A 14,896-nucleotide genomic window follows, 5' to 3' on the forward strand; every position below is an offset into this window, starting at 1 on the left:
TGCCATCCCATGCTTCAACTGATCCTCGGCGGCGCCCGCTCCGGCAAAAGCCGCCTGGCCGAAAAGCTCGCCAGCGACAGTGCCTTGCCTGTCACTTACATCGCCACCAGCCAGCCATTGGATTGCGAGATGAACGAGCGCGTCGCCCTGCACCGCCAGCGTCGTCCGGACCATTGGGGCCTGATCGAGGAGCCGATTGAACTGGCGCGAGTGTTGCGGGAAAACGCAGCCGCCGGGCAGTGCCTGCTGGTGGACTGCCTGACCTTGTGGCTGACTAATCTGCTGATGCTCGAAGACGCCGGGCGCCTGGCATTCGAGCGCGATCAACTGCTGGAAACCCTGGCCTCGCTGCCGGGTGAACTCATTTTTGTCAGCAACGAGACCGGTCTGGGTGTCGTGCCGCTGGGCGAATTGACTCGCCGCTATGTGGATGAAGCCGGTTGGCTGCATCAAGCCTTGGCCGAGCGTTGTCAGCGTGTTGTCCTGACCGTCGCCGGCCTGCCCCTGACTTTGAAAGGTACTGCGTTATGACTGACACCTGGTGGCTCAACCCTTGTAAGGCGATCGACGCGCAAGCGTACGAACACGCTCTGGCACGCCAGCAGCAGTTGACCAAGCCGGCCGGCTCCCTGGGCCAGCTGGAAGCGCTGGCAGTGCAATTGGCTGGCTTGCAGGGCCAGGTCAAGCCATCGGTGGATCGGCTGTGGATCGCCATCTTCGCTGGCGATCATGGCGTGGTTGCAGAAGGAGTGTCGGCATATCCCCAGGCAGTCACTGGGCAGATGCTGCAAAACTTCGTCAGCGGTGGCGCGGCCATCAGCGTATTGGCGCGGCAACTGGATGCGCAGTTGGACGTGGTCGACCTGGGGACAGTGACCTCGTCCCTGGACCTGCCCGGTGTGCGTCACCTGAACATCGGCACGGGCACCGCCAACTTCGTCCACGGTCCGGCGATGACCGAGGCCCAGGGGCAGCTCGCCCTGCAAGCCGGTCGTGACAGTGCACGGCGTGCGTTGGCAAACGGAACGCAACTGTTTATCGGTGGCGAGATGGGCATCGGCAACACCACCGCTGCCAGTGCGTTGGCGTGTGCCTTGCTTGATTGCCAGGTCAGCGACCTCACGGGGCCGGGCACCGGGTTGAACGCCCAGGGCGTCAGCCACAAGGTGGCGGTGATCGAACGCGCACTGGCGTTGCATGCCGGCCAGCGCGGTGATGCATTGCAGACGTTGTTCAATCTTGGCGGCTTTGAGATTGCCGCGCTGGTGGGGGCGTATCTGGCCTGTGCCCAGGAAGGCATCGTGGTGCTGGTGGATGGGTTTATCTGTACCGTCGCGGCGCTGGTCGCGACGCGCTTGAACCCGGCGTGCCGCGAGTGGCTGGTGTTCGGCCATGGCGGTGCCGAACCGGGTCATCGCCATGTGCTGCAGAGCCTCGACGCCAAGCCACTGCTGGAACTTGGCTTGCGCCTGGGTGAGGGCAGCGGTGCTGCGTTGGCGGTGCCGTTATTGCGCCTGGCCTGTGCGTTGCACGGGCAAATGGCGACCTTCGCCGAAGCCGCCGTGGCGGACCGCCCGGCATGATTTTGCACCTGGACCTGCTGCGCCACGGCGAAACCGAACGGGGTGGCGGCCTGCGCGGTAGCCTCGACGACGCGCTCACCGCCAAGGGGTGGGCACAGATGCGCGACGCGGTGGTGGCGCAGGGGCCGTGGGACCGTTTGGTCAGTTCGCCACTGCAGCGTTGCGCGCGGTTTGCCGACGAATTGGGTGCTCGGCTCAACCTGCCAGTGACGCTCGAGAAGGACCTGCAAGAGCTGCACTTCGGCGCCTGGGAAGGACAGAGTGCGGCAGCCTTGATGGAGACCGACGCCGAGGGGCTGGGGTTATTCTGGGCTGACCCCTACAGCTTTACGCCACCGGACGGCGAGCCCGTCAGCGCTTTTTCCGATCGGGTGCTGGGTGCAGTCGCACGCTTGCACCAGGCCTACGCTGGTGAGCGTGTGTTGCTGATCAGTCATGGCGGTGTGATGCGGCTGCTGCTGGCGCAGGCGCGCGACTTGCCCAGGGAGCAGCTGTTAAATGTCGAAGTCGGTCACGGTGGGTTATTCAACCTGCAGGTGCGCGCTGACGGCGCGCTGAAGGAAGTGGGGTAGACATGCTGCCGTTCTGGATCGCCCTGCAATTTCTCAGCAGCCTGCCGATTCGCCTGCCGGGCATGCCGCAGCCCCAGGAGCTGGGACGCTCATTGTTGTTTTATCCGCTCGTGGGCGTGTTGTTCGGCGTGCTGTTGTTGGCACTGAACACCGCGTTGATGGGCGCGCCGTTGTTGCTGCACGCGGCGCTGTTGCTGACAGCCTGGGTGTTGCTCAGTGGTGGCCTACACCTAGACGGCCTGGCAGACAGCGCCGATGCCTGGCTGGGTGGCTTCGGCGATCGCGAGCGTACGCTCACGATCATGAAAGACCCGCGCAGCGGGCCCATTGCCGTGGTCACCCTTGGGCTGGTGTTGCTTGTCAAATTCACCGCGTTGGTGGCTTTAATCGAGCAACATAACGGCGCGGCCTTGATCCTGGCACCGTTGATCGGCCGCGCATCGATGCTGGCGTTGTTTCTCACCACGCGCTATGTGCGTGCCGGTGGATTGGGCCAGGCATTGTCGGATCATTTACCGAGAATCGTCGGTCAACAGGTGCTGATCCTCAGCGGTCTTGCGTGCATCCTGATCGGTGGCTTCAGCGGTGGGGTTGCCGTGCTGCTTGCGGCTATCTGCTTTGTGGCGTTGCGCCAACTGATGGTCAACCGCCTGGGCGGTACCACGGGCGACACCGCAGGGGCCTTGCTGGAGCTGTTGGAAGTCGCGGTGTTGGTCGGCCTGGCCCTGTAACACTTTCTTGCATTTCCTCAATCGCGGGTATATACACCTACCATGCTTGCCTCCCAATGTTTGTGTACCAACCTGCGACGTGCCGCCCGTGGCGTCAGCCGGCATTACGACGGCGCCCTTGATGGCTTCGGGATTAACGTTGCCCAGTATTCTTTGCTTTGCAACCTGCAGCGACTCGACCAGCCAAGCATTTCCAGCTTGGCCGAAGCCATGGGCCTGGATCGCAGCACCCTGGGGCGCAACCTGCGGGTGCTGGAAGGCGAGGGCCTGGTGCAGTTGGTAGAGGGCGACGATTTGCGTAACCGCCTGGTGAAGTTGACCGAGGACGGTGAGGCACGACTCGCCGCCGCGTTGCCCGCCTGGGAGGCGGCGCAGCAGAAATTGATCGATCAACTCGGCGCGGAAAAACGCGAAACCTTGTTGGCCTTGCTGGACGAACTCGCCTGAACGCGGGTTGGTTCGACTATAAGCGGGTATATACCCGCGAGCGGAGAATAAGAAATGACCTCGATGTGGCGCACCAGTGGCTGGATTCTTGTGGGGAGTGCGCTGATCCTGGCGTTGTCGTTGGGCGTGCGACACGGTTTCGGCCTGTTCCTTGCGCCGATGAGCAGCGAGTTCGGCTGGGGTCGTGAGACCTTCGCCTTTGCGATCGCCTTGCAGAACCTGATCTGGGGGCTGGCGCAGCCGTTTACCGGTGCCCTGGCCGACCGTTTCGGTGCCACCAAAGCTGTGTTTGTCGGCGGTGTCCTCTACGCCGTGGGCCTGGTGTTGATGGGGATGTCCGATTCAGCGTGGTCGTTGTCCCTCAGTGCTGGCTTGCTGATTGGTATCGGTCTGTCTGGCACGTCGTTCTCGGTGATTCTCGGTGTGGTCGGCCGGGCCGTGGCTCCGGAAAAACGCAGCATGGCGATGGGCATTGCAAGCGCTGCTGGTTCGTTTGGACAGTTTGCAATGGTGCCGGGCACCTTGGGCCTGATCAGTTGGCTCGGCTGGTCTGCAGCACTGCTGGCACTGGGCCTGATGGTGGCCCTGATCCTGCCACTGGTCGCGATGCTCAAGGATAAGCCGCTGCCGGTGCTCGCCGGCCAGCAAACCCTGCGTGAAGCCTTGAAGGAAGCGTGCTCCCATTCCGGTTTCTGGCTGTTGGCCTTTGGCTTTTTCGTCTGCGGTTTCCAGGTGGTGTTCATCGGCGTGCACTTGCCGGCGTACCTGGTGGACCAGCATTTGCCGGCCACCGTCGGCACCACGGTATTGGCGCTGATTGGCCTGTTCAATATCTTCGGCACCTATACCGCCGGCTGGCTGGGTGGGCGCATGTCCAAGCCCCGTTTGCTGACAGGCTTGTACCTGCTGCGCGCGGTGGTGATCGTGCTGTTTCTGTGGGCACCGGTCACCGAGGTCACCGCCTACTTGTTTGGCATGGCCATGGGCTTCCTGTGGCTGTCCACCGTACCGCTGACCAACGGCACCGTCGCGACGTTGTTTGGTGTGCGAAACCTCTCCATGCTCGGTGGGATCGTGTTCCTGTTCCATCAGCTCGGCTCGTTCCTGGGTGGCTGGTTGGGTGGGGTGGTCTATGATCGAACCGGCAACTACGATTTGATCTGGCAGGTGGCAATTCTATTGAGCCTGCTCGCGGCGGCGCTGAACTGGCCGGTGCGTGAGCGGCCGGTGGCGCGATTGCAGGCGCAGATGGAGGCAGCATGAGCATAGCGGTACGCGGTGTGATACTCGTTGCCGGGGGCGTCCTGGTGCTGTTGGCCTGGTGGGGCTGGCAACACGGCGGGCTGGCGTTGATGCAACTGGGTATGTCGATCTGTTAAGTTGATTGTCTGAATATCGTCAAGGACACACGACATGCACATGCGCTGGCTCGCTGTACCCGTCCTGATGGCCATTGGCAGTGCCGCCCTGGCCGCCAGTTGCCCGCCGCTGCTAGAAGGCCAATTGCCCAAGCTGCGCGCCAAGGAATCCATCGACCTGTGCCAGCGCTTTGCTGGTAAACCGCTGGTGATCGTCAATACCGCCAGTTTCTGCGGGTTCGCTCCGCAATTCAAAGGCCTCGAAGCCTTGTATCAACGCTACAAGGGCGAAGGGCTGGAAGTGATCGGCGTGCCGTCCGATGACTTCAAGCAGGAAGCCAAGACGGGTGAAGAGACCGCCAAGGTCTGCTACGTGAATTATGGCGTGACCTTCACCATGACCGAGCCGCAAAAGGTCAAGGGGCCGGATGCGGTGCATCTGTTCAAGGTGCTGGCGCAGCAGACCGACGCGCCGCCGAAGTGGAATTTCTACAAGTACGTGGTGGATCGGCAGGGCAAGGTGATTGCCAATTTTTCCAGCCTGACCAAGCCGGACAGTCCGGACCTGATCAAGGCCGTGGAGGAGGCGATAGCGTCCAAGCCTTGATAGTGAGCCATTAAAAAGCCCCGCCTCCTTTGCAGGAGAGCGGGGCTTTTTTATACGGTTTTACTCAGAACTTGTAGGTCAAGCCCAGGCCGAAACCGTTGGCGCTGTTTTCGTACTTGGCATTGTACGTCTGACGCAGGGCGTTGGTGCGCTGCACTTTGACGTCTTCTTCCTTGAGGTAAGAGTAAGCCAGGTCGATGGTCATGTTATCCATGACCGCGTAGCCCAGGCCCACGCTGAAGATCGTACGGTCGCCTGTCGGGATGCGCGGTGAGCGATCGGTATTGTTGGTGGGCGACTGGTCGAAGGTCAGGCCGGTACGCAGTACAACCTGCTTGGTCAGCTGGTACGAAGTACCAACGGCATATGCCCAGGTATCGTGCCAGTTCTGGTCTTCTTTGATGGTGCCAACCAGGGCCGGGGCAACGCCGCCGCCGCTGACAGCGGTTACGCCTTCGTTGTTGACGGTGATGTCTTTCAGGCGGCTCCAGCGGGTCCAGGTGGCACCTGCATACAGTTTCCATGCATCGTTCATGTCCTGAGTGACCGACAGATCCCAAGACTCAGGGGTATCGATTTTCAGCGAAGCATCGTAACGGTTTCCGCGCAAGGCAATGCCTGGAACACCCGTGCCCGGGGTCACTTCAGTATGGCCTTCGAGCTTGTACTTCACTTTCGAGTGATAGGTCAGGCCCACGCGAGTGGTGTCGGTGGCTTGAACCAGAACACCGAAGTTAAAGCCCAGGGCGGTGTCGTCACCCTTGATCTTGATGTTATTCGGGCCGCTGCCTGGAACCTGAGGCAACGAAACATCTGACTCCAGTACACCAGAGATCCGGTTGATGGTCGGGCCGAAACCGATGGAAACTTTGTCGTTGAAAGCGTAGCTGACAGTCGGCTGGAAGGTCATGACCTTCACTTCGCTCTTGCTGCCGAAGCCACGGCCTTGGAAACCACTTTCGTAGTCTGTTACCAAGCCGAACGGAGCATAGACGCCGAAGCCGACAGCCCACTGGTCGTTGAGTTTGTTGGTGTAGAAGCCGAATGGAACGGCTGTGAAGGGCACCATGTCACCTTTGTTGCTACCGGTGGTGTTGGTATTGCCGCTGACATTGCTGATATCGGTCGAAGCATCAATGGCCGCAACACCGCCCGTGATTTGTTGGCCACTCAGGCGAGCCATACCGGCAGGGTTACCGTAAACAGTGCTTGCATCATCGGCAGAAGAAGAGCGACCTGCGAAACCCGTCCCCATTCCGCTGACGCTCTGTTCGTTCAATGCGAAACCGCTTGCAAACAGGTGGGAAGAGGCCATGGCAACGGCGAGGCTAAGTGTGGTCTTGAGCATTACTTTTTTCATTATTAGAACTCCGTGGTGATCACCGCTGCGGAAAGTAACAATAATTTTAAGATCGCGCTATAGGCTGTAATGCAGGAGATAGAGCGGTTTTGTAGGACAATCCGACCAAAATTTAGAGTTTTTAACGAATCTTGCAAATTGCCCGGTCAGCAAACCACCTGATTCATGGGTGAAACACAGGTTTGCCAGGCTTGAGTGAAATCGCGCAGCCGTCCTTGTGGGTGAAAAATTTCTTTCCAGATACGTGCCATTGCCAAGACATCGCCGGCCGGTGGCAGTGCGGGAGTGTGTTGTTCGACCAAAAGCCAGGCGATTGCCGTGGCGTAACGCAGGTTGACTGTGAGTTCCAGCTGCGGCGCACTGAGGAAGGCATGCTGGCTGGCCAGCCCGCGTACCAGGCTGGCGCGGTCGGGGTCCAGCGCCAGGTAGTTATCCCACAGGGCCCGATGGCGCGGTTCAGTGATGCTGTACAGGCCGTGCCCGCGCCGGTCGTGCAAGGCGGAACCGAGTTCCGACTGGCTGGCGGCAATGCCCAGCAGCAGGGATTCAGCCGTCGGGTTATGGCGGCCGAGGTACATTAAGGTCGGCCGGATCACATAACGACACAATTCGCTGGCAGCGATACCCATACAAGCCTCAATCCGTGAAAGTGGTCGGCGAGGCCTGAGAAGGGGGGGCTTGGCAGCAGTGGATCGGATCTCAGGCTCGCCGGAAGCGGATCATGCCGCTTGAGTTGAAGTGTAGTGTCATATTTATGATGTAAAGGACTGTTTTTAAAACATCTTTCTCATTTAGTTATAATGTTTATATCTATTTGAACTTAATGCAAAGCGTCAATGCACGAATCGCAGGCAATAAAAAACCCTGCTTTTTAAACAGGGTTTTTCGTGTTTCAGCGACTCGGGTCGATCAGGCAGTCAGTGCCTGACGGGTACGCTCGATCACGGCCTGCAGCGGTTCTGCGCTGGAGTATTGATCGGGGTACAGGCGTTCGCTGTGACGGGCGATGCCGTGTTCGTTGACCAGGGTGAAGCTGAAGCAGCCTTTGCGAGCGGCCATGATCAGGCAATTCATTGGAGCAAAAGCGTTGGTAAGGGTGCGAATGGCATCCTGAGTATGGATTTGAGCGTGCATATTATTGGTGTTCCTACAAATGACACGGATTAAGAACCGTGCAACGTTAAAACGTTCCAGTAACGTTGATCACCATTGATCAAACGAAGAACCCGACTGGAACAAAGCAGCCAGTTTGAAGCGCTATTAAGTTAGGCGCGCTTGGGCTGGCAGGTAGGTACTTAGGAGGGCAGGCAACACAACAGGGGCAAAGGTTCTGGGCCCAGGGTGAAGATCCTGATCAATCGGCAGGTTGGTTCGGTCAGCGTATGGATACTTCGCGGCACCCTTTGATTGTTCAAAGGCCGTGTCGTCGCAAGTGATACCTGGAAACCATCGAGGTGGTCGATCCCTTGTTGTTCAGGGGAGTTATTCGACCAGAATTGACTTTCAGCTTGGTACTAACGCTGCGGATAATAACGGATTGAAGCAGGTATTGGAAGTGTGCTAGCCAAAAAACTTCAGTCAGCCGCCCAACAGGCCCCGATAGACCAGCACCGTGGTTGCCGCTGCCAGCGAGCAACCCAGCCCGTAGGCGGCAAGGGTCAAGCGCAGGGACTGGCCGGTCTCGACCACCTTCATCACATCGCCCATGTCATTGATCCGGCCTTCGCCCAACTCAATGCATAAGCTGACGGCAGTAAATGCCGCCGACAGCAGGATGGCGATGGCGAACAGTGCGCCGTCAGGGGATGGCAGTGCCGCGTTGATCCCCAGTGAAATAGCGCAGATAGCCAGTAGCAACACGGCGAATAGCAGAATTCCTTTCATCGACCCTCCCTCTGTTGCGCTGCAGGTTGGGGAGTGTGGCGAGCCGGGAAAGATTTGAAAAGTCCCAGGTTTGCCCTGGCGGTAACATTTTTGCAGCGAGTTGCTTCAAAAAAAGCTGGCGATATAACCATCGGATGGGTACTTGTACACATGAGTTGTCAGGTGTGTAACCACGCTGTCACCTGCGCCGCAGGGGCGCCATTAGCCTGCAATGGAAATTTAAGTCAATGAAAAATCTGGCTTTTTTTTATTGGTGAAAAAATCGTCAGTTTGACTGCGGCCCCCATTCCATGGGCCTTTGCGCGAGTTAAAGGGGGGTTGTCCACTGAGTTATCCACAGCTTCTGTGGATTGTCCCGAGCGCTTGCTCTAGAACGGGCGTGCCGAGTTTTTTCAGCTTTACCTGTACGAAAAAAAGAGTAGAGTGGCGCGCCTTCCGTTCTGTCCCACAGTGCTTTATGAAGTTTCGCTCAGTATCACCTTCTGTTACCGATGCCCCTCACACTGTTACCGCCCCAAAGCGCTTTTCCTTGAAAGTTGCCTTGTGGTTGCTCGACAGTCCGCGCCTGGGCCACAACACCAACGTCAAACACTTCGCCGGACGTTTGCTCAAGCAGCCGGCCCGTGAGGGTGTGGTCGCTGCACAAAGCCGACTGGGCCAATTGATGTGCCGTGAGTGCGGGAATGCCCGTGACCGTCGCATCGGTCACGACCTCCTGCGCCAAGCGGCTCGCGCCGGTGACCGCCGTGCCCAGCGTGAACTGGGCCAGGTCGAAGACTGAGCTGTCCTCAGGCCCTGTGCTCCGCTAACCTTGGTTTTTTTCGGTGATGGCAGACATGTCTATGGCTTTTGACTGGACCAGTATCGCCTTGGGCCTCGCTGGCGCTGCCGTGCCTTTATTGGCCGTGTGCTGGCAGCTTCAGCGACGACTGGCCGCGCGCATGACCGGCTGGGAACTGCTCGAAGAGCGTCTGGCCACTGCGCAACTGGCTCAGGAAGGCCTCGCCGCGCAGCTAGATGCCAGTCGTGATGAAATCAGCGACCTGAGCCAGGCCAATGCTGCCAAGCAGGCTGACCTGGCCGCGGTGCGCCGGGAAGTCGAATTGCTGCAGATCGACCGCGACAATGCCCGCGACGCCGCCCACGCCTGGAACCTCGACCGCAGCGCCAAGGAGACCGAACTACGCCGCCTCGACGCGTTGGCCGCGGCCTTGCGCGCCGAACTGCGCGAGCAGCAGGACAGCCACCAGCAGCGTCTTGCCGACCTGCAAGGCTCGCGGGATGAATTGCGCGCGCAGTTCGCCGAGCTGGCCGGCAAGATCTTCGACGAGCGCGAACAACGCTTCGCCGAAACCAGCCAGGAACGCCTGGGCCAATTGCTCGACCCGTTGAAGGAACGCATCCAGTCCTTCGAAAAACGCGTCGAAGAGAGCTACCAGAACGAGGCGCGCGAGCGTTTTTCGCTGGCCAAGGAGCTTGAACGCCTGCAACAACTGAACCTGCGGCTGTCAGACGAGGCCACTAACCTCACGCGTGCACTCAAGGGCCAGAAAACCCAAGGCAACTGGGGCGAACTGATCCTCGAACGGGTGCTCGAGCATGCGGGCCTGGAGAAGGGCCGCGAGTATCAGACCCAGGTCAGCCTCAAGGGGCCGGACGGCGAGCGTTTCCAGCCGGACGTGCTGATCATGTTGCCCGGCGACAAGCAGGTGGTGGTGGATTCCAAGGTCAGCCTCACCGCTTATCAACAATACGTGGCCGCCGATGACGAAGTGATCGGTCAGGCGGCGTTGAAGCAACACGTGCTGTCGCTGCGCAATCACGTCAAAGGCTTGGCCAGCAAGGACTACAAGCGCCTGGAGGGGCTGCACAGCCTGGATTTCGTGTTGCTGTTCGTGCCTATCGAGGCCGCGTTTTCCGCCGCGTTGCAGGCTGAACCGAACTTGTTCCAGGAGGCGTTCGACCGTCATATCGTCATCGTCAGCCCAACCACGTTGCTGGCCACCCTGCGGGTGATCGACAGCCTGTGGAAGCAGGAGCGCCAGAGCCAGAACGCCCGGGAAATCGCCGAGCGTGCGGGGTGGCTGTACGACAAGTTCGTGCTGTTTATCCAGGACCTGGATGAAGTGGGCAACCGTTTGCAACAGTTGGATAAGGCTTACAGCGCAGCGCGAAACAAGCTGACAGACGGACGCGGGAATTTGGTCAGCCGTACCGAGCAACTGAGGCTACTCGGGGCGCGGGCCAGCAAGAGTCTTCCCGCTGATCTGCTGGAGCGGGCGATGACCGACTCCGATGGTGTAGCGCACCTGCCCGAATAAAACACGGTCGGTGGAGGAGCCGGCGAGCCAGCTCCTGCATGGGGCCGTTTCAGACCGGTCTACAGCGGCAAATGCCGGCTCAGCAACGCCCGTAACGCCGCCGGTTTCACCGGTTTGGCCAAGTAGTCCAACCCTGCCGCATGCACCTCGGCCACCATCTCCGGGCGGCCGTCGGCGCTGATCACCACGCCGGGAATCGGTTCTGCCAACTGCGCGCGCAGCCAACCCATCAGCTCAGTACCGGTTTCACCGTGGTCCAGGTGGTAGTCCACCAGTGCCAATTGCGGGCGCACGCCCTCGGCCAGCAACGCGGCGCATTGCGCCTGGTCGGTGGCGGTCCACACTTCACAGCCCCAGCGCGTCAACAGGCTGCGCATGCCGATCAGGATGCTCTCTTCGTTATCCACGCACAGCACCTGTGCACCGCTCAACGGCAGCCCGGTTTCCTGAGGCGTCTTGATCTGTGGGCTCGCCTGGTTACGCGCCAGCGGCACACGCACACTGAACACGCTGCCCTTGCCTGGCCACGAGCGCACGCTCAAGCGGTGTCCCAGCACGCGGCACAAACCGTCGGCGATCGCCAGGCCAAGGCCCAAGCCTTTCTCTGCACGGGTCTGGTGGCTGTCCAGGCGCTTGAACTCTTCGAAGATCACCTTCTGTTTATCCTGCGGGATGCCTGGGCCACGGTCCCACACTTCCAGGCACAGCTCGCCTTTGCGCCGGCGTACGCCCAGCAGCACCGGGCCGTCGGCATAACGGAAGGCGTTGGTAAGAAAATTCTGCAGAATCCGTCGTAGCAACTTGATGTCGCTGTCCACGCGCAGCCGACTGCCGCGCAGGCGGAAGCGCAAACCCTGGTCCTGGGCGAGTGCCTTGAACTCCGCGCCCAGGGTGTCGAACAGCTCGTTGAGCACAAAAGGCTGACGCTGTGGGTTGATCTTGCCGTTTTCCAGGCGCGAAATATCCAGCAGATCGCTGATCAGGTCTTCGGCGGAACGCAGCGAGCTGTCCAGGTGCTGCACCAATTGCCGGGCTTCGCTGGACAGGCCGTCGTTCTGGTGGGAGAGGGCGGCAGAGAACAGGCGTGCGGCGTTCAGTGGTTGCATCAGGTCATGGCTGACGGCCGCCAGGAAGCGTGTCTTCGACTGGCTGGCGGACTCTGCCACGCCCTTGGCATCCGTGAGGGCCACGTTGAGCTGGGACAGCTCGTGGGTGCGCTCGGTCACTCGCTGCTCCAGGCCTTCGTTGGCCTCGGTGAGCGCCTGCTCGGCCTCGCGGAACGCGGTAATGTCAGTGAAGCTCATGACGAAGCCGCCGCCGGGCATCGGGTTGCCGATCAGCTCGATCACGCGTCCATTGGGAAACAAGCGTTCGGAGGTGTGCGCACGGCCCTGGCGCATCCAGTGCAGGCGACGCGCCACGTGAACTTCGGCCTCGCCCGGCCCGCACAGCCCGCGCTCGGCGTTGTAGCGGATGATGTCGGCAATTGGACGGCCCACGCTGATCAGTCCGTCCGGGTAATTGAACAGCTCCAGATAGCGCCGGTTCCAGGCCACCAGCTTGAGCGACTGGTCGACCACGCTGATGCCCTGGGTGATGTTCTCGATAGCCCCTTGCAGCAACGCGCGGTTGAACTGCAGCACTTCCGACGCTTCATCGGCGATGCGTACGACGTCCTCCAGCTGCATTTCCCGCCCTTCGATTGCGGCTTTCACCACCGCACGGGTCGACGATGCGCCCAATACGCCGGCGAGCAGTCGCTCGGTGTGGGCGATCCAATCATTGTCGGCATTCTGGTTGGGGTTGAAGCCTTTGCCCTGGCGATAGGCGAAGCGGATAAAACTCTGCTGGGCACGTTCATCCCCGACAAAGCGGGCGGCCAGGCTGAGCAAGTCGCTGATCTGTACCGACAGCATCGAGCGGGCGCTGGCGCGCTGGCTGATTTCCTGGCCAATGAAGCGCCCGGCTTGCCAGTGCTCGGAGACCCGTGTGCGCGAGAGCATCGACACCCACACGAACAGCGTGAAGTTACCCGCAAGGGAGAACACCGTGCCGAGCGTCAACGAAGTGACGGACAACCCCAGCGGGTGCGAATGCATCCACGTCAGCCCTGGGAAAAGGCCAAGGGACCAACCCAGGCTTTTCGCTGTCACCGGTAGGACCAAGGTGTAGAACCACAGGAAGGTGCCCGCCGCCAGCCCGGCAAATACGCCGCGTCGGTTGGCCTGCTTCCAATACAGCGCACCTAGCATCGCCGGCGCCAATTGGGTCACGGCGGCAAAGGCGATCTGGCCAATGGTCGCCAGGCTGGCGGACGATCCCAGCAGGCGGTAACTGACGTAGGCCAGCAGCAGGATGATCACGATGCTGACCCGGCGTACCGACAGCATCCAGTGGCGAAACACTTCGAATGGTCGCTCGGCGCTGGAGCGGCGCAGCAACCACGGCAGCAGCATGTCGTTGGAAACCATGGTCGACAGCGCGATGCTCGCCACGATCACCATGCCGGTGGCCGCCGACGCGCCGCCGATAAACGCCAGCACGGCCAGTGCCGGGTGGGCTTCGGCCATGGGCAGGCTGATCACGTAGGAGTCTGGCAGCACCGAGCTGGGTAGCATCATCTTGCCGCCCAAGGCGATGGGTACTACAAACAGTGCGGCAAGAATCAGGTACGCGGGGAACACCCATTTGGCCAGGCGCAGGTCCTGCGGGTCGATGTTCTCGACCACCGTGACATGGAACTGCCGAGGCAGGCAGATGATCGCCATCATGGCCACCCCGGTCTGCACCACCATCGACGGCCAGTTGACGGTCTCCTTCCAGTATTCCTCCAGCCGTGGCGCCAGCATGGCCTGGCTTAACAGGTCGCCGAAACCGTCGTACAGGCCGAAGGTCACAAACGCGCCGACTGCGAGAAACGCGAACAACTTGACCAGGGATTCAAACGCGATCGCCAGCACCATGCCGCGGTGGTGCTCCGTGGCGTCGAGGTTGCGCGTACCGAAGACAATGGTGAACAGCGCCAGCACCAGCGACACGATCAGCGCGGTGTCCTGGGCGCGGGTGCCCGTGGTGTCGACGCCGGCGCCGATCAACAGGTTGACCCCCAGCACGATGCCTTTGAGCTGCAGCGCGATATAAGGCAGTACGCCCACCAGGCAGATCAGCGCGACCACGACTGCAAGGGACTGGGATTTGCCGTAGCGCGCCGCAATAAAGTCAGCGATGGAGGTAATGTTTTCCTGCTTGCTGATCAGAATCATCTTCTGCAGCACCCAGGGTGCCAGCACCAGCAACAGCACCGGCCCCAGGTAGATCGGTAAAAATGCCCACAACTGTTCTGCGGCCTGGCCAACGGCGCCGAAGAAGGTCCAGCTGGTGCAATAAACGGCCAGCGACAGGCTATACACCCAGGCACGCATGCGCGGCGGCAGTGGCGCACGGCGACGGTCACCGTAGAAGGCGATGGCAAACATAATGGCCATATAGGCCAGGGCAACGGCGGCGATCAGCCCGCTGGACAGCGTCATGGTAACTCCGAGCATAGGAACACCCGGGCATTCCAGACCCGGTTGGACAGTCTCGCATGATGCCTGGGGTTAGTCAGTGTCGACCAAGGTCGTGTGGGATCGAATGTCGCAGGGGCGTTCAGCGCGGCGGCAGGGTTTTCTGACGCAGGATGTAGATCGTCACCAGCACGGCGCTGGTCAGCATGAAGCCACGTGCCCACGGGAGCGGCACCAGGTAGCAGGACACGCCGATGCTCAGCCACATCAAGCCGATGGCGTAGACCTTGCCCTTGAGGGGGATACCGTTGCCGTCCAGGTAATCGCGGATCCACGGGCCCAGGCGCGGGTGTTGCACCAGCCAGTGGTAAAAGCGCGGGGAGCTTCGAGCGAAGCAGGCGGCGGCGAGCAGCAGGAAGGGCGTAGTCGGCAGTACCGGTAGGAAAATGCCGATTACCCCCAACGCCACGCTCAACCAGCCGATGGCCAGCAGGACGTAGCGCAGGAGCAGCGAACGATTGCCCATG

The 14,896-nt window shown here is 60.6% G+C and carries 15 protein-coding genes; 9 read left to right on the top strand and 6 right to left on the bottom strand.

From position 1 onward, the window contains the following. The first annotated feature begins 9 nt into the window (after positions 1-9). The 7 genes from cobU to CQ002_RS10960 all read left to right on the top strand — a co-directional run bounded on the left by cobU (position 10) and on the right by CQ002_RS10960 (position 5,298). Entirely contained in the window at positions 10-531 is a 522-nt protein-coding gene (gene cobU / locus CQ002_RS10930; protein WP_105162659.1) for a bifunctional adenosylcobinamide kinase/adenosylcobinamide-phosphate guanylyltransferase, read from the top strand. Continuing rightward, positions 528-1,583 (top strand): nicotinate-nucleotide--dimethylbenzimidazole phosphoribosyltransferase, encoded by a 1,056-nt coding sequence (gene cobT / locus CQ002_RS10935; protein ID WP_034108024.1) that lies wholly within the window; start codon positions 528-530, stop codon positions 1,581-1,583. The genes cobU and cobT overlap by 4 nt, the downstream gene beginning before the upstream one ends. Next, positions 1,580-2,155 (top strand): alpha-ribazole phosphatase family protein, encoded by a 576-nt coding sequence (gene cobC / locus CQ002_RS10940; protein ID WP_105162658.1) that lies wholly within the window; start codon positions 1,580-1,582, stop codon positions 2,153-2,155. Before cobT ends, cobC begins: the two co-directional genes overlap by 4 nt. Positions 2,156-2,157: 2 nt before the next feature. Further along, a complete protein-coding gene (locus CQ002_RS10945) occupies positions 2,158-2,886 on the top strand; it encodes an adenosylcobinamide-GDP ribazoletransferase (RefSeq protein ID WP_105162657.1) in 729 nt (242 codons plus the stop codon). A 42-nt stretch (positions 2,887-2,928) separates the two neighbouring features. Next, a complete protein-coding gene (locus tag CQ002_RS10950) occupies positions 2,929-3,333 on the top strand; it encodes a MarR family winged helix-turn-helix transcriptional regulator (protein WP_034108018.1) in 405 nt (134 codons plus the stop codon). 63 nt (positions 3,334-3,396) lie between these two features. Beyond that, positions 3,397-4,596 (top strand): MFS transporter, encoded by a 1,200-nt coding sequence (locus CQ002_RS10955; protein ID WP_164403608.1) that lies wholly within the window; start codon positions 3,397-3,399, stop codon positions 4,594-4,596. Positions 4,597-4,746: 150 nt separating this feature from the next. Next, positions 4,747-5,298 carry a glutathione peroxidase gene (locus tag CQ002_RS10960; protein WP_069077947.1) on the top strand — a complete coding sequence of 184 codons (552 nt, stop codon included), beginning with the start codon at positions 4,747-4,749 and terminating at the stop codon, positions 5,296-5,298. A 64-nt stretch (positions 5,299-5,362) separates the two neighbouring features. Here CQ002_RS10960 and CQ002_RS10965 read toward each other — a convergent pair whose 3' ends face one another. The 4 genes from CQ002_RS10965 to CQ002_RS10985 form a co-directional block, all read right to left on the bottom strand. Then, a complete protein-coding gene (locus CQ002_RS10965) occupies positions 5,363-6,658 on the bottom strand; it encodes an OmpP1/FadL family transporter (RefSeq protein WP_034108013.1) in 1,296 nt (431 codons plus the stop codon). Positions 6,659-6,804: 146 nt separating this feature from the next. Beyond that, positions 6,805-7,287 (bottom strand): hypothetical protein, encoded by a 483-nt coding sequence (locus CQ002_RS10970; RefSeq protein ID WP_034108010.1) that lies wholly within the window; start codon positions 7,285-7,287, stop codon positions 6,805-6,807. 280 nt (positions 7,288-7,567) lie between these two features. Next, positions 7,568-7,792: a hypothetical protein gene (locus CQ002_RS10975; RefSeq protein WP_034108008.1), complete on the bottom strand. Its 225-nt coding sequence runs from the start codon at positions 7,790-7,792 to the stop codon at positions 7,568-7,570. A gap of 444 nt (positions 7,793-8,236) precedes the next feature. Further along, a complete protein-coding gene (locus tag CQ002_RS10985; protein WP_034108006.1) occupies positions 8,237-8,542 on the bottom strand; it encodes a hypothetical protein in 306 nt (101 codons plus the stop codon). Between the two features lie 457 nt (positions 8,543-8,999). Between CQ002_RS10985 and CQ002_RS10990 the strand changes: the two genes are divergently transcribed. Together CQ002_RS10990 and rmuC are read left to right on the top strand one after the other, a co-directional pair. After that, a complete protein-coding gene (locus tag CQ002_RS10990; RefSeq protein ID WP_105162656.1) occupies positions 9,000-9,323 on the top strand; it encodes a hypothetical protein in 324 nt (107 codons plus the stop codon). Positions 9,324-9,498: 175 nt separating this feature from the next. After that, a complete protein-coding gene (gene rmuC / locus CQ002_RS10995; protein WP_164403609.1) occupies positions 9,499-10,863 on the top strand; it encodes a DNA recombination protein RmuC in 1,365 nt (454 codons plus the stop codon). Between the two features lie 59 nt (positions 10,864-10,922). Here the strand turns inward: rmuC and CQ002_RS11000 are convergent, their stop codons facing one another. Further along, positions 10,923-14,393: a PAS domain-containing hybrid sensor histidine kinase/response regulator gene (locus tag CQ002_RS11000; protein WP_034108001.1), complete on the bottom strand. Its 3,471-nt coding sequence runs from the start codon at positions 14,391-14,393 to the stop codon at positions 10,923-10,925. A gap of 118 nt (positions 14,394-14,511) precedes the next feature. Then, positions 14,512-14,895, bottom strand: a complete 384-nt coding sequence (locus CQ002_RS11005; RefSeq protein ID WP_034107999.1) for a YbaN family protein — start codon at positions 14,893-14,895, stop codon at positions 14,512-14,514. Between the last annotated feature and the right edge of the window lies 1 nt (position 14,896).

The sequence above is a fragment of the Pseudomonas sp. MYb13 genome, assembly GCF_002980075.1.
GTDB lineage: Bacteria > Pseudomonadota > Gammaproteobacteria > Pseudomonadales > Pseudomonadaceae > Aquipseudomonas > Aquipseudomonas lurida.

Bases quoted from the DNA above. Each gene is read 5' to 3' on its own strand.
- cobU (WP_105162659.1), top strand. From the start codon at position 10: ATGCTTCAACTGATCCTCGGCGGCGCCCGCTCCGGCAAAAGCCGCCTG.
- cobT (WP_034108024.1), top strand. From the start codon at position 528: ATGACTGACACCTGGTGGCTCAACCCTTGTAAGGCGATCGACGCGCAA.
- cobC (WP_105162658.1), top strand. From the start codon at position 1,580: ATGATTTTGCACCTGGACCTGCTGCGCCACGGCGAAACCGAACGGGGT.
- CQ002_RS10945 (WP_105162657.1), top strand. From the start codon at position 2,158: ATGCTGCCGTTCTGGATCGCCCTGCAATTTCTCAGCAGCCTGCCGATT.
- CQ002_RS10950 (WP_034108018.1), top strand. From the start codon at position 2,929: ATGCTTGCCTCCCAATGTTTGTGTACCAACCTGCGACGTGCCGCCCGT.
- CQ002_RS10955 (WP_164403608.1), top strand. From the start codon at position 3,397: ATGTGGCGCACCAGTGGCTGGATTCTTGTGGGGAGTGCGCTGATCCTG.
- CQ002_RS10960 (WP_069077947.1), top strand. From the start codon at position 4,747: ATGCACATGCGCTGGCTCGCTGTACCCGTCCTGATGGCCATTGGCAGT.
- CQ002_RS10965 (WP_034108013.1), bottom strand. From the start codon at position 6,658: ATGAAAAAAGTAATGCTCAAGACCACACTTAGCCTCGCCGTTGCCATG.
- CQ002_RS10970 (WP_034108010.1), bottom strand. From the start codon at position 7,287: ATGGGTATCGCTGCCAGCGAATTGTGTCGTTATGTGATCCGGCCGACC.
- CQ002_RS10975 (WP_034108008.1), bottom strand. From the start codon at position 7,792: ATGCACGCTCAAATCCATACTCAGGATGCCATTCGCACCCTTACCAAC.
- CQ002_RS10985 (WP_034108006.1), bottom strand. From the start codon at position 8,542: ATGAAAGGAATTCTGCTATTCGCCGTGTTGCTACTGGCTATCTGCGCT.
- CQ002_RS10990 (WP_105162656.1), top strand. From the start codon at position 9,000: ATGAAGTTTCGCTCAGTATCACCTTCTGTTACCGATGCCCCTCACACT.
- CQ002_RS11000 (WP_034108001.1), bottom strand. From the start codon at position 14,393: ATGACGCTGTCCAGCGGGCTGATCGCCGCCGTTGCCCTGGCCTATATG.
- CQ002_RS11005 (WP_034107999.1), bottom strand. From the start codon at position 14,895: ATGGGCAATCGTTCGCTGCTCCTGCGCTACGTCCTGCTGGCCATCGGC.